Genomic DNA, 18,011 nt, shown 5'->3' with positions numbered 1-18,011 from the left:
GACGGCTACCTCTGCGGTTTTTGTTATACCCGGGAAATTTTCCCGGTCTGGTGCAGATTCTTGGGCGCCGCCGCCCTTGCAACAATTGCCCGCAATGCGGAGATTTCTAGTTCCTTGGTAGCGGGTCGGATGATGCCAATCAACGAAGGCTCACCACAAAGGATGCGTCGTATCTGAGATGGACTACTGATCCTTGCCGGAATCCACCCGCCTCATCTGCGCGCGCTCATAGCGCGGGTACAAATGGCTGACGCTGCGGATCAGCTCATAACGGCTCAGGTTGATCCCGGCGAAACGTTCAGGAATGGGGCTGCGGATCATCTCGGCCATGTCGCTGCCGTTCGCCGCACCCTCGCGCATGAGTTGATCGAGCCAGGAGAGGTAATCGCGCATCTGCTCGAACGGTTTGCTGTCCGTTGCCACGGGCCCATGCCCGGGCACAATCAGCGTCCACGGCAATCCCTGAAGCGTGGCGATATCCGCCAGCCACACCGACAACCCCGGGCTGTTCGGCGTGGTCAGGGCCCGCTGATAAAACACCAGATCCCCGGCAAACAGCACGCCGGTTTTCTGGTCGAGAATAGCCAGATCCGCGCCGGTGTGCCCACCCAGACTCAGCAGCCGCAAATCGTGGTTCCCAAAACTTTGCACGCCTGGCGTCAGCGTCTGCGTCGGCAACACCACTTCGGTGCCGCGCATCCAGTCACCCACCAGTCGATACATGTTCTCGGCCATCGCATCACCCTGTTGATGCAACAGCTCGGTGGTGCCGGCCAGTGCAGCAATCGGCACGTCGACGAAGGCCTGATTGCCCAGCACATGGTCGGGATGGTGATGGGTCAGCAACACCTGGATCACCGGTTTATCGGTGGTTGCGGCAATCGCTTTGCGCATGGCTTCGCCGTAGCGCTTCGATGGCCCGGTGTCGATCACCACCACCCCTTGCCCGGTGACGATGAACGCGGTGTTGACGATGTTGCCGCCGTTGTTCTTGGCGAAGTTATCGGTGCTGCCCCCTAGCAGCCAGGTGTCTTCGGCAATCTGTCGGGGCTTGAGTGCGTAATCGGGATCGGCCAGGGTCGGCAGGCTCACACAGATGAACAACAACAGCATCCAGCGCATCACACGCTCCTTGGGTCAGGGTATGGCCGCATCGAATTGATTGCCGCTGTTGTCGCGCAGTATCAGGCGCGTCTGCCCCGCACCTTCGATGTCGAAAGCCAGGTTGGGGTTCTCGCTGACCGCCGGGAACAGCTCCAGACGCGCCAGTACCCGGTCGTCTGAGTCCCGCAGCTCGGCCTGGTTGAGGAAAAATTCCGGGATGCCGCTGACCATGCCGTTGTCCATCGGATGCGCCACTTGCAAACGCACGCGACTGAACTCACCACGGGGATAACGACCGCCAAGCACTTCGCCGATGTGTTCTTCCCAGCCCGGCTGGGTGCGCACCACGCTCGGCGCCGTGCAACCACCACCGGCCGCGTCGATCAGGGTCGAACCGACATGCCACAGTCCGTCGCGGGTCAACACTGCCGCACGCAACGGCGTGGCCTGTTCAACGCGGATGCGGATCGACAGCCAGGGCAGCACACCGGTCAAAGGCTCGAAGTCGACGATTTTCGGCAGCGGGTTGAGTTCGGCCCAGGCGAGGATTCGCACCACCTCGCCCTTGAACGCCCGGGCGTCAATTTCCAGCGGCACTTGCCGGGCGTCTTCGGCAAACGGCGGAGCCAGCAGCTTGACCCGCTCGTCGAACACGAACGGTGCGTCGCCAAGCATCTGCTTGTGATAGAACGCCCACATCACCGACGGCACCGGATCGACCTCAACCGCCTGCGCGGCCAAGGGCAACCAGCAGGCCAACAGCCAACGCGCGCGCCAGTTCATTGTTGATACATCTCGGGCACGTCATAGCGCAGGCCGTAATGGGCATAAATACTTTTGAGCGTGCCCTCGCGAATCAACACTTCCAGCGCCTCCTCCACGGCATAGGCCAATTGCCGGTTGCTTTCATGCACCGCCATGCCGATCTCCCAGCGTTGCTTGCCCATGTTCGGATAGGCGTTTTCCGCCAGCGCCACTTGCGGATCGGCGGCCTGATGAACCTGCCAGTCGATCTCGCCGCGCATCGCCATCACCGCGTCGACTTCACCGGCCTTCATCGCGGCAAACGCCTGGGGCACACCGGGGTAATGGTGGGTCTTGGCGGCAAGCATGCCGTTGAACACCGAAGTCAGGTAGAACGACGGCACGCTGTCGACTTCGACGCCGATCGGGTGCTGCTGGAACACCGCGACGCTGGCCACCGAGTCCAGTCGACGACGGTCATACGCCACCTGCCATTGCTCGGTCTGGTACGGCCCGAACATCACCACATGGCCGTTCTCCAGTTCGCCCAGCTCATTGCGTTTCTGTGAGTAATCGCGGTCGTAGGGCACGCGCATCATCAGGTCGGCCAGTTGCTGATTGTGCAGCTGACTGGCCCGCCAGATGTAATCGCGCAGGTCGTCGTCGAGCTTCTCTCCGGCGGGTGCCCAGATCAGTTTCAGGCGTACCCCCATGGCCTTGGCCAAGGCCTGGGCGAGTTCGACATCGACTCCACGAGGCTGGCCGGCGTCTTCGAAACTGTAGGGCGCGAAGTCCTTGTAGACCGCGACTTTCAGCTCGGCGGCGGCGATCATTTCGTCATAGGTTCGAACCTGTGCCTGCGCTGCCTGGCAGCACAACCACACAGCGCTGATCAACACCGCGAGCAGGCGCATGGGTCACTCCTCGACGTGCACGCTGTCCAGGTAGGTGCGTACCGCCCACAAGGCTTCCTGGCTCAAGTAGTCGGCCATCTTCGGCATGTACACCCGGCCATCACGCACGGCACCATTACGCACCCGTTCGACGAACCACTCATCACCAGCCTCGCCGACATCGAGCATGCGCAAGTCAGGGGCAATGCCGCCGGATTTGGCTTCGAGGCCATGACAGGCCGCGCAGTTCTGGTTGTAGGCCGAAGAACCGATCTCCAGCGCTTTATCGTGTTCCGGGGAGGAGCGGTACGGGTTCACCGCCGCCCAACCATCGGCATTAACCTGCACGCCGGCATCCTTGATCGGGGTCAACCCCTTGGTTTCGACGGCCTGGGGTACCACGTTGCCGTGAGCCCAGACGGAACCTGCGCTGATGAAGCCGGCCAGCAGTCCGGCGACGAGCAAGGCGTTGCGTTTTGTTGTCATTGTTATGCCCTCAAGATTGCACGCAAGACCTCTCTGAAGAGGCTATGGCACCCATCTTAGGAACGGCTTCGCGCCAACCCCATGCTGCTTTGGTGGTCGCGGCCTACTCCCTTGGTAGTAGGGCTTGCGGCGAACAGTCCGGGGGCGTTCTGGCGCCGTTACTACCTTGGTACTGGCTCATCGGTACTTTCTGCATATTTCCCCGACCGACCGGGGTTCCTATGCTGGCGCTACCTGTGATGGAGTGCCTTATGCGCCAGCTCGCCCCTTATGCCTTGATCTACCTGCTGGCGATTGCCTGCGCCGCCGGGTTGGCGACCCAGAGTCAGGCGGCGGATGCACCGTTGCAGGTGCGGATCGGCTATCTGGGGTATCGCCCCGACCCCGGGCCATTGCTGTCGAACGTTATTCCTGAACCGACCGATGCCGGCCTGCGGGGCGCGGAACTGGCGATCATCGACAGCAACAGCACCGGGCACTTTCTCAACCAGCGCTACGAGTTGGTCAGCGCCAATGTCGACAACCCCGACGCCTTGCTCGAAGCCGCCAAAGCCCAACACCAACAAGGCCTGCGCCTGTTTGTGGTGAATGCTCCGGCGGAAAACCTGCGCCGACTCAGCGCTGTGCTACCCGACAGCCTGCTGTTCAATGCCGGCAGCCCCGATGACAGCCTGCGCACTACCGATTGCCTGCCGAACGTGCTGCACAGCCTGCCGAGCCGGGCGATGCTGGCCGATGCGTTGGCGCAGTTTCTGGTGCTGCGCAAATGGCAACGGGCGCTGCTGATCGTCGGCCCCACCGCCGACGATCAAGCCTATGCCGCCGCCCTGCGCCGGGCGGCAAAACGCTTCGGCCTGCAACTGGTGGCGGAGAAAGCCTGGAGCTTCGATAACGATCAACGGCGCAGCGCCCAGGCCGACATGCCGCTGTTCACCCAAACCGCCGAGTACGACGTGGTGCTGGTCGCCGATGAACGCGGCGATTTCGGCGAGTACGTGCCCTACCAGACCTGGTACCCACGGCCGGTCGCCGGCACCCAGGGCCTGACCCCGGTGGGCTGGCACAAGACCGTGGAAACCTACGGTGCCGCGCAGTTGCAAAAACGCTTCGAAGCCCTGGCCGGGCGCTGGATGAACGATCGGGATTTCGCCGCGTGGATGGCGGTGCGCAGCATTGCCAGCGCGGTGGGCAAACTGCGTCAAGCCGATGCCATGGCGATCCGTACGCTTGAAATCAGCGAGCAATTGCCGCTGGACGGCTTCAAGGGCCGCAAGCTCAGTTATCGGCCGTGGAACGGTCAGTTGCGCCAGCCGATCCCCATCGTGCAGCCCCGGGCGCTGGTCAGCACGTCGCCGCAAGACGGCTTCCTGCACCCCTTCAACGAAATGGACAGCCTGGGTTACGACAAAGCCGAGGTCAGTTGCCGCTTTCCCTGAAAGCTCTACCACCACAACAATAAGGAATCTGCCATGCGCCGCACCCTGCTTTCATGCGCTCTACTGCTCGCCGCCGGGCATGCGGCGGCCAGCACCGCCTGGGTCTCCAACGAAAAGGACAACAGCCTGAGCCTGATCGACATGCAGACCCTGCAAGTCACCGACACCCTGCCCGTCGGCCAGCGCCCGCGCGGCCTGTTGCTGTCCCACGACAACAAGCTGCTGTACATCTGCGCCAGCGATTCGGACCGGGTCCAGGTGATGGACGTCGCCACGCGCAAGATCATCAAGGAACTGCCCTCGGGCAAAGACCCTGAACAATTCGCCCTGCACCCCAACAATCGCTGGTTGTATGTCTCCAACGAGGACGATGCGCTGGTGACGGTGATCGACACCGAAACCTCCAAAGTGCTCGGGCAGATCAACGTTGGCGTCGAGCCCGAAGGCATGGCCGTCAGCCCCGATGGCAAATGGGCGGTGAACACCAGCGAAACCACCAACATGCTGCACTGGATCGACACCAGCACCCAGACCCTGGCCGACAACACCCTGGTGGATCAACGACCGCGTTTCGTCGAATTCAATCCCGATGGCTCGCAGCTCTGGGCCTCGGCGGAAATCGGCGGCACGGTGACGATTCTCGACGTCGCCAGCCGCAAGATCCTCAAGACCTTGACCTTCCAGATCAAAGGCGTGCACCCGGACAAAGTCCAGCCGGTGGGCATCAAGCTCAGCGCCGACGGCAAGTACGGCTTTGTCGCCCTCGGCCCGGCCAACCATGTGGCGGTGATCGACGCCAAGACCTTCGAAATTGTTGATTACCTGCTGGTGGGCCGACGGGTCTGGCAGATGGCGTTCACCCCGGATCAACGGCAATTGCTGGCCACCAATGGCGTCAGTGGCGATGTGTCGGTGATCGATGTCGGTACCCTCAAGGTCAGCAAATCGGTGAAGGTCGGGCGCTATCCGTGGGGCGTGGTGGTGACGCCATGAACGCCCTTGAGGTCAGCGACCTGAGTTTCGCCTACGGCCCGCGCGAGGCCTTGCGCCAAGTGAGTTTCAGCCTGGCACCCGGGCGTTTTGCGGCGCTGCTTGGGCCCAATGGCGCGGGCAAATCCACCCTGATCGCCCTGCTCACCCGCCTCTATGATCTGCAACGCGGTGATATCCGGGTCGGCGGCTGCTCGTTGCGCGACGCGGCACGCCCGGCGCTCAAGCAATTGGGAGTGGTGTTTCAGCAAAGCACGCTGGATCTGGACCTCAGCGTCGAGCAGAACCTGCGTTATCACGCCGCGCTGCATGGTCTGTCCCGACGCCAGACCGGGCTGCGGGTCGACACGGAGCTGGCGCGTCAGGCCCTGACCGAGCGCCGTCGCGAGCGAGTACGCGAACTCAATGGCGGCCACCGCCGGCGGGTGGAAATCGCCCGCGCGTTGCTGCACGAACCACGCCTGTTGTTGCTTGACGAGGCCAGCGTCGGCCTCGACCCGGCCAGTCGCCTGGCGCTCAATCAGCACATCCGCAGCCTGTGCCGCGAGCAAACCATCAGCGTGCTCTGGACCACTCATTTGCTGGATGAAGTGCAACCCAGCGACGACTTGCTGATCCTGCATCAAGGCCGTTTGGTCGCCAGCGGACAAGCTGATGCGCTGAGCCTGGAACATGGCGGCGACCTCGATTCGGCCTTCGCTCGCCTGACCACCTCGACCCCTTCAGGAGCAGTCAGCAGATGAACGCTTACTGGCAATGTTTCAGCGGTATCGTGCTGCGCGAATGGCTGCGCTTCGTGTTGCAGCGCACGCGGTTTCTCAGTGCGCTGGTGCGGCCGTTGCTGTGGCTGCTGGTGTTCGCTGCCGGGTTCCGCGCGGCACTGGGCATCGCCATCATCGAACCCTACGACACCTACATTCCCTATGAGGTTTACATCATCCCCGGCCTTGCCTGCATGATCCTGCTGTTCAACGGCATGCAAGGTTCGTTGTCGATGGTGTATGACCGGGAGATGGGCAGCATGCGCGTGCTGTTGACCAGCCCCCTGCCCCGGACCTTTCTGCTGTGCAGCAAATTACTGGCGACGTCGCTGATTTCGCTGTTGCAGGTGTACGCCTTCCTCGCGATTGCCTGGCTGTACGGCGTGCAACCGCCGGCCATGGGCCTGTTGCTGGCGTTGCCGGCGTTGCTGCTGGTGGCGTTGATGCTCAGTGCGCTGGGCCTGTTGCTGTCCAATGCGATTCGCCAACTGGAGAACTTTGCCGGGGTGATGAATTTCGTGATCTTCCCGCTGTTTTTCCTGTCGTCGGCGCTGTATCCGCTGTGGAAAATGCGCGATTCCAGCGAGTGGCTGTATTGGCTGTGCGCCTTGAACCCGTTCACCCATGCGGTGGAGCTGGTGCGCTTCGCGCTGTACGAACGCTTCAACCTCTTGGCGCTGGCGGTGTGCGCGGGGCTGACGCTGGTGTTCGCCCTGCTCGCCGTGCTCACCTTCAACCCGCAACATGCGGCCTTGCGTAAATCCGGCTGACTACTCCGAACGATAAAAAACAGGACAAAATTACTACTTTGGTACTGGTTTACCTGTCTATCGTCGCATTCACAACGCATCGCTACTGGCATGTAATGGGTTCATAACTATAAGGACTGACCCCTATGCCGCGTGCCCGACGTGTTCTGTTGCGCCCTGCTCTCGCTGCGCTGTCGCTGAGCCTGTTGCTGGGCACCGCACAGGCCGAAACAGCGCTGTTCTCCGCCGACGGTTATCGCATCGGCCTGTACCGCAGCCCGACTCCGACTCAGCTCCAGGGCGCGAGCATCATCGACACGCCCGCCCTGCAAGACCTGCTCAAGCAGACACCCCCGCCGGTGCTGATCGACGTCTACCGCCGACAATGGCTGCAAGGCCGCTTCATTGAAGACCAGCCCCACGAAAACCTGCCCGGCAGCCATTGGTTGGCCAATACCGGGGACGGTGACCTGACGCCGTCCTGGCAGGCATATTTCGCGCGCTACTTGCAGCAATTGACGGCGGGCGACCAGGCCCGACCGTTGGTCTTTTACTGCCGCTCCGATTGCTGGTTGAGCTGGAACGCGGTAAAACGCGCTGCTTCCATGGGCTATAAAACACTGTATTGGTACCGCGACGGACTGGATGCCTGGCAAGCGGCGAATCTGCCCGTGACGCAGGCGAAGCCCGAGCCTTTTCCCTGACTTGAGCATTTGCGTGTTGTTGCCACACCCTGAAAAAAAATAATGAGGTGAAAGGCCATGTACAAAATTCTGATTGCCGACGATCACCCGCTGTTTCGCGAAGCCATTCATAACGTCATCAGCGACGGTTTCCCCGGCAGCGAGGTCATGGAAACCGCCGACCTCGACAGCGCCCTGGCCCTGACCCAGGAACACGACGACCTGGACCTGATCCTGCTCGACCTGAACATGCCCGGCATGCACGGCCTCAATGGCCTGATCAACCTGCGCAACGAGGCGCCGACCATTCCCGTGGTGATCGTCTCGGCCGAACAGGACAAGCAGATCGTGCTGCAAGCCATCACCTATGGCGCGGTGGGATTCATCACCAAGTCCTCGCCACGGGCGCAGATGACCGAAGCCATCCAGCAGATTCTCAATGGCAATGTGTACCTGCCGCCGGACATCATCCGCACGCAAAAGAGCGGTGCCAGCCGGCGCATGAGCGAGACCCCGAGCTTCCCGCCGGAGCTGCTCCAGGCGCTGACCCGCAAACAGCTGCTGGTGCTTGAACGCATGACCAAGGGCGAGTCGAACAAACAGATCGCCTACACCCTGGAAATCGCCGAAACCACGGTCAAGGCCCACGTCTCGGCGATCTTGCGCAAACTCAATGTGCACAACCGGGTGCAGGCGATATTGAGTGCCGGGGATATTGATTTCGGGTCGTATCTTCGGCGGTAACTGCCCGGTTTGAAAGCTGACCTGTGGCGAGGGGGCTTGCCCCCGTTGGGTCGCGAAGCGGCCCCCTGCAAATTCTCAGATGCACCGAGTCGCCTGGATTTACGACTGCTTCGCAGCCGAACGGGGCGGTGCGGCGTTCCGACAAGCCCCCTCGCCACAGGTTCGATGCTGGCATGGACTATCTGGATGAATTCAGCAAATGACTCATCGCCGTCTTGAGCTTCATCGGCCGCACCGGTTTGTGCATCAGGGTGTGGCCCAGTTCGCGGATCTGTTGCTTGAGTTCGTTGCTGTAGTTGGCGGTGATCATCATCGCCGGGATCGCCGAAGCGCGACGGGCGTTGATGCGGGCCACGGCGTCGACACCGTTCTGCTCGTCATCCAGGTGATAGTCGGCGATCAACAGGTCGGCTTCGGCGTGATAATTGTCCACTTGCCGCGCCAGGTCCTCCTCCGACAGCGCCGTGACCACCCGGCAGCCCCAACCTTCGAGCAAGGTGCGCATCCCGGCACAAATCGCCGCGTCGTTGTCCAGCACCCACACCCGTGCACCGCGCAGGCGCTCGAGCATCGGTTCACTCATCAACAAACTCGGCAACGCCTTAGGCGCCGTGGCGCTCAAAGGCACTTCGACGGAAAACATCGAGCCCTGGCCCGGCCATGAACGTACGTGAATCCGGTGCCCGAGAATACGCGCGATTTTCTCGACGATCGCCAGGCCCAGCCCCAAGCCGCGATCCTGATCGGGGCGCTGTACGTCACCGCGTTTGAACTCCTGGAAAATCTCCTCCAGGCGGTTTTCGGCAATGCCCATGCCGCTGTCCCAGACTTCAATCGTCAACCGCTGGTGATGCCGCCGGCAACCGAGCACCACCCGCCCGCTGTAGGTATAGCGAATGGCGTTGCTCAGCAGGTTGCGCAGGATCCGCGCGAGCAATTGAATGTCACTGCGCACCAGCGCCGAACACGGGATGAAATGCAGCTCGAGGCCTTCACTGCGGGCCACTTGGGTGTATTCGGCGGCCAGGTTTTCCAGCAATTCGCTGAGGGCGAACGGCGCAATGTCGGCCTTGATCACCCCGGCATCCAGTTTGGAAATGTCCACCAGTGTGCCCAACAGGTTTTCCACGTCTTCCAGGGAATTGCTGACATTGCGCACCAGATTTTCGTTGGCCACCGGTTCCCGGCGCTCCAGCAACGCGCTGGTAAACAGCCGCGCGGCGTTGAGCGGTTGCAGCAGGTCGTGACTGACGGCGGCGAGAAATTTGGTCTTCGACAGGTTGGCCTGCTCGGCCTCGAGCTTGGCCTCGCGCAAGCGTGATTCCACGCGGCGGCGCTCGTCGATTTCGCGCAGCAATTGGTCATTGAGGGTGGTCAGTTCGGTGGTGCGTTCACGCACCCGCAACTCAAGGTTCTGATAGGCCTGATGCAGCGCCTCGGCGGTGCGGCGGCGCTCGGTGATGTCGCGGATCAACACGAAGATCCCCACCACTTCCCCGCTGGCCAGGCGATTGGGCACGTAGGAGCGCAGCATGTAGCGCTCCTGATTGTTGATGTTGGTTTCGGCGAACTCGAACGTCACGCTCTCGCCGGCCAGGGCACGAGCCACGTAGGCCTCGAGGCGCTGATAGTGCTGCTCGCTGTGCACTTCGCGCAGGCTCTGCCCGAGCATCACGCCCCGGGGCCAGCAGTACCATTCTTCATAGACTTTGTTGGTGAACTCATAGACCAGATCGGCATTCAGGTAGGCGATCAGCGCCGGCACATGGTCGGTGATCAAGCGAATCCAGCGCTCGCTTTCGCTGAGGGCTTCGGCATGCTGATAGCGTTCGGTGATGTCGGTGAAGGTGTTGACGAAGCCGCCGGTGGGCAACGGATGGGTGCGGATTTCCAGGACCCGGCCATCGTAGAGGCGCTGCTCGCATTCCTGCACGTACCGCCCGTTGGCATCGCGACTGGCCGGGGTCAGCAGGTTCAATTCGCTGTCGGCGATCACTTCGGCGAACGGCCGATGAGCCGCCACCGGGGCCAGGCCACTGAGTTCCAGGAAGCGCCGGTTCCACAACTCCAGAATGCCCTCGGCGTTGACCATCGCCACCCCTTGGGACAGGTTGTCGACCGCCCGTTGCAATAGGTGCGATTTCTGCGCCACCGCCTGCTCGCGGCGCAGGGTTTCGCTGAGTTTGACGTCGGTAATGTCGGTGAACAGGATCACCCGCCCGCCTTCCTGGGTCGGCCGCTCGCTGACTTGCAGCCAACGGCCATTGTGCAGGCGATAGAGCAGGCTTTCGTCGACGGGCGACCGGGGTTCTTCACTAAACAACCCGGTCGAAGTCATCAACCGTTTGACCTCACTCAGGCGCATGCCCGCGTTGATCCGTACCCGGCTGTTACCCCAAAACGCCTTGAAACGGCTGTTGAACAGCACGATCCGCTGCTCGGCATCGAACAGCACAAAAGCGTCGGAGATGCTTTCAATGGCGTCGATCAAGTGTTGATGGGCGGTTTCGGCCCGTAGCCGCGCTTCGCTGAGCAAATGGTTGCCAGCCTTGAGTTCGGCCATGGCCTGGTTCAGGGCGTCGGTGCGCTCACGCACCTGTTCGGCCAGCACCACCGAATGCTGGAACGCCGCATACGGGTCGTTGCCCCGGGTGATACCGGACTCGATGCGTTCGATCAACGCGTCATTGATGCGCTGCAATTTTTGGTTCTCGTGCCGCAGGCTGGCGATTTGCGCCTGAAGGTCAGCGCTGTCCAGGGGCGCGTCCTCGGGCAATGGCAACCCCGGTGAAGGTCTGGTTGATGTGCATGCCATTGAACTGTTCTCCGTAGGTGTTGAAACCCATCACCCGCTGGTCCCGCAAAAACGCGCCGATCTGCTCGAGACTGCCGGCGTCCTCCAGTTCCAGGCGCCGGAGAAAACAGTCACAGCCGATGGTCAGCAACAAGTCCCCGAGACGCTCGCGCAAGCCCTCGAACAGGCCTTGCAGATTCGGCAGCATCGGGCCGGGTTTCATGACGGTGAGGACGATGCCGTTTTCCACCGCACAGTAGAAACTCAGGCTCAGGTCTGGGTGAACCTGCTGGATCGCCCGCACGTAATACTGATCGTTGATCCGCACCGCCAACGGGTGTGCGGCAAAGGTCCGGTAATCGAGGTCGGCCACCGCCACGCCGATATGCCGGGCGTACTCCTCGGCGGCCGGTTCGGCGTTGAGTTCGAATACCCGGCGCGAAGTGCTGTCGGCAGCGGTGACCACCAGCTTTTCGGCCCTTGGCAGGATGTGGTGGGTGGTGAAGACTTCGAAGTCCAGCCAGGTATTGACCAGCACCACCACCGCCGCGCCGCTGTGAAACTCGCCGCCGAAATACACATGGGTGTGGGTCAGGTAATTGTCGTCGCCGGCCGAACCGCCGAAATGCGGAATATCGCCCAACGCCGCGCTCAAGGCAGCGAGTACCATTTCTTCACGACTGGACAAGCCATCGAGCAGGGTCAGGGCGAAGCTGTTGCCCTTGATCGGCGCCAGGGTATTGCTGCGACAACCGCTGACCAGGCGCTCGACCATTTGCTGGGCATCGATCAGGCTGAAATGCTCCATCTCATCGATCAGTTCGGTAGAGATGGAAAAGTGCCGATGATCGAAGCCCACCGCGGTCACGCAGCTGCGGCCATAACCTTGGGGGGTGATTTCGCCGGCACTGGTGCAGCCCACCAGCCGAATGCCGCCGAAGCTCTGCTGCAACGCCTGCCCCAGCGCCTGCAAGTCGTACTCGGCGGAACAGAAGAACAGCACGAAGCCCAAATGCGGGTGCAAGAGTTGTCGCGCCAGATCCTGCGCCGCTTGCTGGGCATCGATGGCCTGGGACATGGCACTGACCACACCGTCGCTCTGAACCTGCTGCATCGTCGCCCCTCGCCTGTATGAGGCTCGAGTGTACGAAGCCTGCGGGCGGCGACGAATGCTACTTGGGTAGCGGGTGGGTGGTTCGATGGGATGAGAATGGTGGCCTGATCAGTGGGTGACTAGCGCAATTGTGGCGAGGGAGCTTGCTCCCGCTGGACTGCGAAGCAGTCCCCGAATACTGGCCGATGCGCGACCAGGATCGGGGCCGCTGCGCGACCCAACGGGAGCAAGCTCCCTCGCCACAGGCAAGCCCCCTCGCCACAGCAAGCTCCCTCTCCACAGAAAGCGCTCTCGCCACAAGGAGTGGTTAGTCAGCCCCTACCAGGTCAACACCGCCCCCACCGCAAACGTATCGGTGTTTTCATTCTGGGCGCTGGTGTCGTGGCCGTTGATTTCGAACTGGTTGTACTCGGCCACCAGCTTGAGGTTGTCGTTGACGTCATGGAACAGCGCAACGCCGCGAGTCTCATAATCGGCACCGCTGCCCACCACGCCGTTACCGTCGTCCTTGGTCTTGCCATAAGACAAGGCCAGGCGGTTCTTGCCCAGTTTGTAGGAGCCCTGCAACAGGTAACCGTTGCTGTCGACATTGCGCAGGGTCGGTTCACCGGCATTGTTGGTGAAGAACGGGTTAATGCCTTTGGCCTGGAAACCGGAACCGGTCAGCGACAGCCCGCCCATCTTCGCCTGCACACCGTAACCGACACCTTTGGAGGTGACGGACTCGACGTTGGAGTCGGTGTTGTCCGAGGTCTGGTAGCTGCCGTTGAGCCAGCTGTAAATCTTCGCTCCGCCGAGGTCGAACTGATAGGTGATCTCGCTCTCGGTACGCGGGTTCTTCTGGTAGGCCTTGCCGGTTGCGCTGCTGTCGTTGGTGTCGACCGGGTCCATGATCCCCACCGCCACCCGCAAGCCGTCCATCATCGGGGTGCGATAGGTAATCTGCGAGGTCGGGAACGGGTACGGATAACCGCTGCCGATATTGCCGAACGACACCCCGCCGCCGTCCACCAAGCCCAACGTATCGCTGACCTGACCGTAACCAGAGAGCAGTTCGTCGAGCAGGATATTGGAACGGGCAAACAGGCCGAAGTCTTTGCCGATCAGCACCTCGCCCCATTCCGGGTTGGCCACCGTGCCGTAGAACTGCCGCACGTCAATGGCGGTGTTGGTGCCGTTGGTTTCGCTGTCGTTGATGGTCACCCAGAACGAGGCCCGGGCGCCGAGCTTGAGGTCATCGACCTGCTTGCCCATGTTGAAACCCAGATAGTTAGGCAAAAAACCCATCTTCACCCGCGCCTGGCGCCGGTCGTACTGATCGCCGGCCCGGTCCACGTTGCTGTTGACGTAGAAGGCGTTGATGTAGCCATCGGTGGAGAATGTGGTCTGGTCCTTGTCGTACAGCATGATCTCGGCCTGGGCCATCGAGCTCAGGCCCAGGGATGACAGACTAACGATGAAAGCCGGCAAGAAACGATGCTTGAAATTCTTATTGTTGTGCATAACGCGCTCCGCTACGGGGACTTGATGTCGGAGGCGATTATCGAAAGCGGACAGGCGGCGTCATACGCTGCCTTGGGGGCGGTTGTCAGGTGCTTTGGGCTGGCCGGTAGCGCGCGGCAAATTCGGCGTAAGACCGCCCGTCGGCCAGGCCCGGAACTTAGGGTGTAAGCCTGCGGGCCACACAGACGTCCACAGGAACCGGTGCGCGCTAGGCGAGTGCTCTAAACAGCATGTAAACGGCTACCACCACGCAGACGCTGGCAAAGCCGATCTGCAACCCTCGGGCCGGCACCCGCGCGCAGAGCTTTCGGCCGAGGATCATCCCGACGATGCTGGCGACAATGAACGACATGCCCAAACCATCGATCCGCACCCCGGCGTGAAACGCGCCAATCACCCCGATGATCGAGATCAGGCTGATCACCATCAACGACGTGGCGACGATCCCGCGCATCTGCACATCGGTCAGTTGCTTGAACGCCGGCACTATCAGAAAACCGCCACCGACCCCGAGCAACCCCGAGACCACGCCAGTGACCGCGCCGAGTGCGGCGAGGGTCGCGGTGCATTTGGCGGTCCAGGAAAAACGCCCGGTCTGCTGATCGAGCATGCAGTTCTTCTGGCCCCAGTTGGCGTGGCCGTGGTCGCTCGGACCGGTGTCGAGCTTTTCCGGGCGCAGCATCCGCCAGGCCACCATGACCATCAGCAGACTGAACAGGATTTTCAAGATCTTTTCCGGCAACTGATGAGCGAAGTAGATACCCACCGGCGAAAACACCGCGCCGAGCAAAGCAATCAACAGCGCCGCGCGATAGCGCACCAGACCATGGCGCAGACCGTCGACCGCACCGATCGCCGCCGCACTGCCCACCGCGAACAAGGCGACGGGCGCCGCCTGGGTCATGGTCAAACCCAGCCCGAGCACCAGGGCCGGCACCGCAAGAATACCGCCACCGGCGCCAGTCAAACCGAGCACCAGGCCCATGACCAGGCCAAAAAAACTTGCCAACAACATAAAACACTCATGATCCGCGAAAAAAGGCCGGGGACGCCCGGTATCGATTGAGTGACAGGATAGAGCCCGCACAGTTTTTTTCATTAATTGAATTGATGCGGGGCTGGTCAACGCAGGGAAAATGAAACTACCCTCAAGGCTTGTCCAAACAGAAACAGCCACCATGCCCGCCTTGATTGAAGCCTTCCTCGACCCCGCATCCAAGACCTACAGCTACGTGATCTACGAGCACGATGGCGGGCACTGCGCGATTGTCGACCCGGTGCTCGATTACAACGCCGCCGCCGGGCGCACTTCGACCGTCCAGGCCGACAGGATCATCGCCTTCGTTCGCCAACACCAGTTGCAGGTGCAATGGCTGCTTGAAACCCATGCCCACGCCGACCACCTGTCGGCCGCGCCTTATCTGCGCCGGGAACTGGGGGGCAAGATTGCGATCGGTCAGTCGATCAGCAAGGTTCAGGGGGTGTTCAAGACACTGTTCAATCTTGAACCAGGATTCAGGACCGACGGTTCGCAGTTCGATCACCTGTTCGCGCCGGACGAGTCATTCCGCATTGGCAATCTCAAGGCCACGGCCCTGCATGTGCCAGGGCATACTCCGGCAGATATGGCTTATTTGATCGACGGCGATGTGATTATGGTGGGCGACACGTTGTTCATGCCGGACGTCGGCACCGCGCGTTGCGACTTCCCCGGCGGCAACGCCAACCAGATGTTCGCCTCGATCCGCAAACTGCTGGCCTTCCCCGCCAGCGTGCGCCTCTTCGTCTGCCACGATTACCCGCCCGAAGGCCGCACCCCGCAATGCCAGAGTACGGTTGGCGAGCAGCGCAAAAGCAACATTCATATTCACGACGGCGTCGACGAAGCCTCCTTCGTCGCGATGCGCACCCAGCGTGACGCCGGTTTGTGCATGCCGACGCTGTTGCTGCCGGCGATTCAGGTGAATGTGCGGGCGGGGAATTTGCCGCCGGCGGAAGACAATGGCGTGACCTACCTGAAAATCCCCCTGAACCAACTCTAGCCCCGAACGCTGCCTCGCGGTGCTCGACAGCTGCTACGGCCGCTACAACTGCGATCTTCAATTGGCCAGGGTCAGACCATTCGCCGGCAACGGCAACGCCGTCTTGTAGCGCACTTGCTTGAGCGCAAAGCTCGAACGAATGTTCGCCACCCCCGGCACCTTGGTCAGGAAGTCCATCATGAAGCGCTCCAGCGACTGGATGGTCGGCACCAACACACGGATCAAATAGTCCGGGTCGCCGGCCATCAGATAGCACTCCATTACTTCCGGGCGATCAGAAATCGCCTCTTCGAAATGCTGCAACGCCTCTTCCACCTGCTTCTCCAGGCTGACGTGAATGAACACATTCACATGCAGCCCCAGCAAGTCGGCATCCAGCAACGTCACCTGCTCGCGAATCAGCCCTAATTCTTCCATCGCCTTGACCCGATTGAAGCACGGCGTGGGCGACAGGTTCACCGAGCGCGCGAGGTCGGCGTTGGTGATGCGCGCGTTCTCCTGAAGGCTGTTGAGAATGCCGATGTCGGTACGGTCCAGTTTGCGCATGAGACAAAAACACCTGTTTTTTATGTTTATGCAGATTTTTTATCCTCAAATGACCTCCAGCGCAACGAAACACAGAGAAATATTCTTCTTGGCCCGGCCTATGATTGTTGTAGGACAAGAATTCTTTTACCGAAGAATGACTGCCAGCTCACTACAAGAAATTCACAAGATCGAGCGTAGAAGCCATGAACCAAGCGTACGAACCGCTGCGCCTGCACGTTCCCGAACCTTCGGGCCGTCCCGGCTGCAAAACCGACTTCTCCTACCTGCATCTGACCGATGCCGGCACGGTGCGCAAACCCCCAATCGACGTAGAACCGGCCGATACCGCTGATCTGGCCAAAGGCCTGATTCGCGTGCTCGACGACCAGGGCAATGCCCTCGGCCCATGGGCTGAAGGCGTACCCGTCGAGATCCTGCGTAAAGGCATGCGCGCCATGCTCAAGACGCGGATCTACGACAACCGCATGGTGGTCGCCCAGCGCCAGAAAAAAATGTCGTTCTACATGCAGAGCCTCGGCGAAGAAGCCATCGGCAGCGCCCAGGCCCTGGCCCTGAACATCGACGACATGTGCTTCCCCACCTACCGTCAGCAAAGCATCCTGATGGCTCGCGAAGTGCCGCTGGTGGACCTGATCTGCCAACTGCTGTCCAACGAGCGCGATCCGCTCAAGGGCCGTCAGTTGCCGATCATGTACTCGGTCAAGGAAGCCGGTTTCTTCACCATTTCCGGCAACCTCGCCACCCAATTCGTCCAGGCGGTGGGCTGGGGCATGGCCTCGGCGATCAAGGGCGACACCAAAATCGCCTCGGCGTGGATCGGCGACGGTGCCACTGCTGAATCGGACTTCCACACCGCCCTCACCTTCGCCCATGTGTACCGTGCGCCGGTGATCCTCAACGTGGTCAACAACCAGTGGGCGATCTCCACGTTCCAGGCGATTGCCGGCGGTGAAGCCACCACCTTTGCCGGACGCGGCGTCGGTTGCGGCATCGCCTCCCTGCGGGTCGATGGCAACGATTTCTACGCGGTCTACGCTGCATCCGCCTGGGCTGCCGAACGCGCGCGGCGCAACCTCGGCCCGACCATGATCGAATGGGTCACCTACCGCGCCGGCCCGCACTCGACCTCCGATGATCCTTCCAAATACCGTCCTGCCGACGACTGGAGTCACTTCCCGTTGGGTGACCCGATTGCTCGCCTCAAGCAGCACCTGATCAAAATCGGTCAGTGGTCCGAGGAGGAACACGCCGCTGTCAGCGCCGAACTGGAAGCCGAAGTGATCGCCGCGCAGAAAGAAGCCGAGCAGTACGGCACCCTCGCCGGCGGCCAGATTCCGAGCGCCGCGACCATGTTCGAAGACGTCTACAAAGAGATGCCGGAGCACTTGAAGCGCCAGCGTCAGGAGTTGGGGATCTGAC

General features: G+C 61.4%; 17 protein-coding genes. 8 read left to right on the top strand and 9 right to left on the bottom strand.

Annotated features, from left to right (window positions below):
• Nucleotides 1-183 precede the first annotated feature (183 nt).
• Genes AC1DQM_RS00675 through pedF form a run of 4 tightly spaced genes read right to left on the bottom strand, consistent with a single transcriptional unit; the run spans nucleotide 184 to nucleotide 3,227 of the window.
• Nucleotides 184-1,122: a quinoprotein relay system zinc metallohydrolase 1 gene (locus tag AC1DQM_RS00675; RefSeq protein WP_477745658.1), complete on the bottom strand. Its 939-nt coding sequence runs from the start codon at nucleotides 1,120-1,122 to the stop codon at nucleotides 184-186.
• A 15-nt stretch (nucleotides 1,123-1,137) separates the two neighbouring features.
• Nucleotides 1,138-1,887, bottom strand: coding sequence for a quinoprotein dehydrogenase-associated SoxYZ-like carrier (locus tag AC1DQM_RS00670; RefSeq protein ID WP_086946233.1), 750 nt, complete (start codon nucleotides 1,885-1,887; stop codon nucleotides 1,138-1,140).
• Nucleotides 1,884-2,762 (bottom strand): substrate-binding periplasmic protein, encoded by an 879-nt coding sequence (locus tag AC1DQM_RS00665; RefSeq protein ID WP_477745657.1) that lies wholly within the window; start codon nucleotides 2,760-2,762, stop codon nucleotides 1,884-1,886. Before AC1DQM_RS00665 ends, AC1DQM_RS00670 begins: the two co-directional genes overlap by 4 nt.
• A gap of 3 nt (nucleotides 2,763-2,765) precedes the next feature.
• A complete protein-coding gene (gene pedF, locus AC1DQM_RS00660; protein WP_007937645.1) occupies nucleotides 2,766-3,227 on the bottom strand; it encodes a cytochrome c-550 PedF in 462 nt (153 codons plus the stop codon).
• Nucleotides 3,228-3,478: 251 nt separating this feature from the next.
• Between pedF and AC1DQM_RS00655 the strand changes: the two genes are divergently transcribed.
• The 6 genes from AC1DQM_RS00655 (at nucleotide 3,479) to AC1DQM_RS00630 (ending at nucleotide 8,590) form a co-directional block, all read left to right on the top strand.
• Nucleotides 3,479-4,663, top strand: coding sequence for an ABC transporter substrate-binding protein (locus AC1DQM_RS00655; protein ID WP_477745656.1), 1,185 nt, complete (start codon nucleotides 3,479-3,481; stop codon nucleotides 4,661-4,663).
• Between the two features lie 33 nt (nucleotides 4,664-4,696).
• On the top strand, nucleotides 4,697-5,656 hold the full coding sequence (locus tag AC1DQM_RS00650) for a YVTN family beta-propeller repeat protein (RefSeq protein WP_477745655.1): 960 nt from the start codon (nucleotides 4,697-4,699) through the stop codon (nucleotides 5,654-5,656).
• A complete protein-coding gene (locus AC1DQM_RS00645) occupies nucleotides 5,653-6,396 on the top strand; it encodes an ABC transporter ATP-binding protein (protein ID WP_477745654.1) in 744 nt (247 codons plus the stop codon). The genes AC1DQM_RS00650 and AC1DQM_RS00645 overlap by 4 nt, the downstream gene beginning before the upstream one ends.
• Nucleotides 6,393-7,184 (top strand): ABC transporter permease, encoded by a 792-nt coding sequence (locus AC1DQM_RS00640; protein WP_064618314.1) that lies wholly within the window; start codon nucleotides 6,393-6,395, stop codon nucleotides 7,182-7,184. Before AC1DQM_RS00645 ends, AC1DQM_RS00640 begins: the two co-directional genes overlap by 4 nt.
• A gap of 125 nt (nucleotides 7,185-7,309) precedes the next feature.
• Nucleotides 7,310-7,867 carry a PQQ-dependent catabolism-associated CXXCW motif protein gene (locus AC1DQM_RS00635; protein ID WP_477745653.1) on the top strand — a complete coding sequence of 186 codons (558 nt, stop codon included), beginning with the start codon at nucleotides 7,310-7,312 and terminating at the stop codon, nucleotides 7,865-7,867.
• Nucleotides 7,868-7,924: 57 nt separating this feature from the next.
• Nucleotides 7,925-8,590: a response regulator transcription factor gene (locus tag AC1DQM_RS00630; RefSeq protein ID WP_111453489.1), complete on the top strand. Its 666-nt coding sequence runs from the start codon at nucleotides 7,925-7,927 to the stop codon at nucleotides 8,588-8,590.
• A 178-nt stretch (nucleotides 8,591-8,768) separates the two neighbouring features.
• Here the strand turns inward: AC1DQM_RS00630 and nahK are convergent, their stop codons facing one another.
• The 4 genes from nahK to AC1DQM_RS00610 form a co-directional block, all read right to left on the bottom strand.
• Nucleotides 8,769-11,366, bottom strand: a complete 2,598-nt coding sequence (nahK, locus tag AC1DQM_RS00625; protein ID WP_477745878.1) for a hybrid sensor histidine kinase/response regulator NahK/ErcS' — start codon at nucleotides 11,364-11,366, stop codon at nucleotides 8,769-8,771.
• Complete coding sequence (gene nosP, locus AC1DQM_RS00620; protein ID WP_096480056.1) at nucleotides 11,335-12,498, bottom strand: nitric oxide-sensing protein NosP; 1,164 nt, start codon at nucleotides 12,496-12,498, stop codon at nucleotides 11,335-11,337. Before nosP ends, nahK begins: the two co-directional genes overlap by 32 nt.
• A gap of 318 nt (nucleotides 12,499-12,816) precedes the next feature.
• Complete coding sequence (locus tag AC1DQM_RS00615; RefSeq protein WP_477745652.1) at nucleotides 12,817-14,001, bottom strand: porin; 1,185 nt, start codon at nucleotides 13,999-14,001, stop codon at nucleotides 12,817-12,819.
• Nucleotides 14,002-14,209: 208 nt separating this feature from the next.
• Nucleotides 14,210-15,016 carry a sulfite exporter TauE/SafE family protein gene (locus AC1DQM_RS00610; protein ID WP_477745651.1) on the bottom strand — a complete coding sequence of 269 codons (807 nt, stop codon included), beginning with the start codon at nucleotides 15,014-15,016 and terminating at the stop codon, nucleotides 14,210-14,212.
• Between the two features lie 163 nt (nucleotides 15,017-15,179).
• Between AC1DQM_RS00610 and AC1DQM_RS00605 the strand changes: the two genes are divergently transcribed.
• Nucleotides 15,180-16,043, top strand: coding sequence for an MBL fold metallo-hydrolase (locus AC1DQM_RS00605; RefSeq protein ID WP_477745650.1), 864 nt, complete (start codon nucleotides 15,180-15,182; stop codon nucleotides 16,041-16,043).
• A gap of 57 nt (nucleotides 16,044-16,100) precedes the next feature.
• On the opposite strand, the gene bkdR is transcribed toward AC1DQM_RS00605, so the two are convergent.
• The gene (bkdR, locus tag AC1DQM_RS00600; RefSeq protein ID WP_017339472.1) at nucleotides 16,101-16,589 is read right to left on the bottom strand and encodes a Bkd operon transcriptional regulator BkdR; all 489 of its coding nucleotides are present in this window, start codon (nucleotides 16,587-16,589) and stop codon (nucleotides 16,101-16,103) included.
• A 185-nt stretch (nucleotides 16,590-16,774) separates the two neighbouring features.
• On the opposite strand from bkdR, the gene AC1DQM_RS00595 reads away from it, so the two are divergent.
• Nucleotides 16,775-18,010: a 3-methyl-2-oxobutanoate dehydrogenase (2-methylpropanoyl-transferring) subunit alpha gene (locus tag AC1DQM_RS00595; protein ID WP_018929723.1), complete on the top strand. Its 1,236-nt coding sequence runs from the start codon at nucleotides 16,775-16,777 to the stop codon at nucleotides 18,008-18,010.
• The last annotated feature ends 1 nt before the right edge of the window (nucleotide 18,011 follow it).

The organism is Pseudomonas sp. 01L34 (assembly GCF_056400265.1).
Note: the sequence above shows the minus strand (reverse complement) of the source record. Positions and strands in the feature narration are given on the sequence as shown.

Bases quoted from the DNA above. Each gene is read 5' to 3' on its own strand.
- AC1DQM_RS00675 (WP_477745658.1), bottom strand. From the start codon at position 1,122: ATGCGCTGGATGCTGTTGTTGTTCATCTGTGTGAGCCTGCCGACCCTG.
- AC1DQM_RS00670 (WP_086946233.1), bottom strand. From the start codon at position 1,887: ATGAACTGGCGCGCGCGTTGGCTGTTGGCCTGCTGGTTGCCCTTGGCC.
- AC1DQM_RS00665 (WP_477745657.1), bottom strand. From the start codon at position 2,762: ATGCGCCTGCTCGCGGTGTTGATCAGCGCTGTGTGGTTGTGCTGCCAG.
- pedF (WP_007937645.1), bottom strand. From the start codon at position 3,227: ATGACAACAAAACGCAACGCCTTGCTCGTCGCCGGACTGCTGGCCGGC.
- AC1DQM_RS00655 (WP_477745656.1), top strand. From the start codon at position 3,479: ATGCGCCAGCTCGCCCCTTATGCCTTGATCTACCTGCTGGCGATTGCC.
- AC1DQM_RS00650 (WP_477745655.1), top strand. From the start codon at position 4,697: ATGCGCCGCACCCTGCTTTCATGCGCTCTACTGCTCGCCGCCGGGCAT.
- AC1DQM_RS00645 (WP_477745654.1), top strand. From the start codon at position 5,653: ATGAACGCCCTTGAGGTCAGCGACCTGAGTTTCGCCTACGGCCCGCGC.
- AC1DQM_RS00640 (WP_064618314.1), top strand. From the start codon at position 6,393: ATGAACGCTTACTGGCAATGTTTCAGCGGTATCGTGCTGCGCGAATGG.
- AC1DQM_RS00635 (WP_477745653.1), top strand. From the start codon at position 7,310: ATGCCGCGTGCCCGACGTGTTCTGTTGCGCCCTGCTCTCGCTGCGCTG.
- AC1DQM_RS00630 (WP_111453489.1), top strand. From the start codon at position 7,925: ATGTACAAAATTCTGATTGCCGACGATCACCCGCTGTTTCGCGAAGCC.
- nosP (WP_096480056.1), bottom strand. From the start codon at position 12,498: ATGCAGCAGGTTCAGAGCGACGGTGTGGTCAGTGCCATGTCCCAGGCC.
- AC1DQM_RS00615 (WP_477745652.1), bottom strand. From the start codon at position 14,001: ATGCACAACAATAAGAATTTCAAGCATCGTTTCTTGCCGGCTTTCATC.
- AC1DQM_RS00610 (WP_477745651.1), bottom strand. From the start codon at position 15,016: ATGTTGTTGGCAAGTTTTTTTGGCCTGGTCATGGGCCTGGTGCTCGGT.
- AC1DQM_RS00605 (WP_477745650.1), top strand. From the start codon at position 15,180: ATGCCCGCCTTGATTGAAGCCTTCCTCGACCCCGCATCCAAGACCTAC.
- bkdR (WP_017339472.1), bottom strand. From the start codon at position 16,589: ATGCGCAAACTGGACCGTACCGACATCGGCATTCTCAACAGCCTTCAG.
- AC1DQM_RS00595 (WP_018929723.1), top strand. From the start codon at position 16,775: ATGAACCAAGCGTACGAACCGCTGCGCCTGCACGTTCCCGAACCTTCG.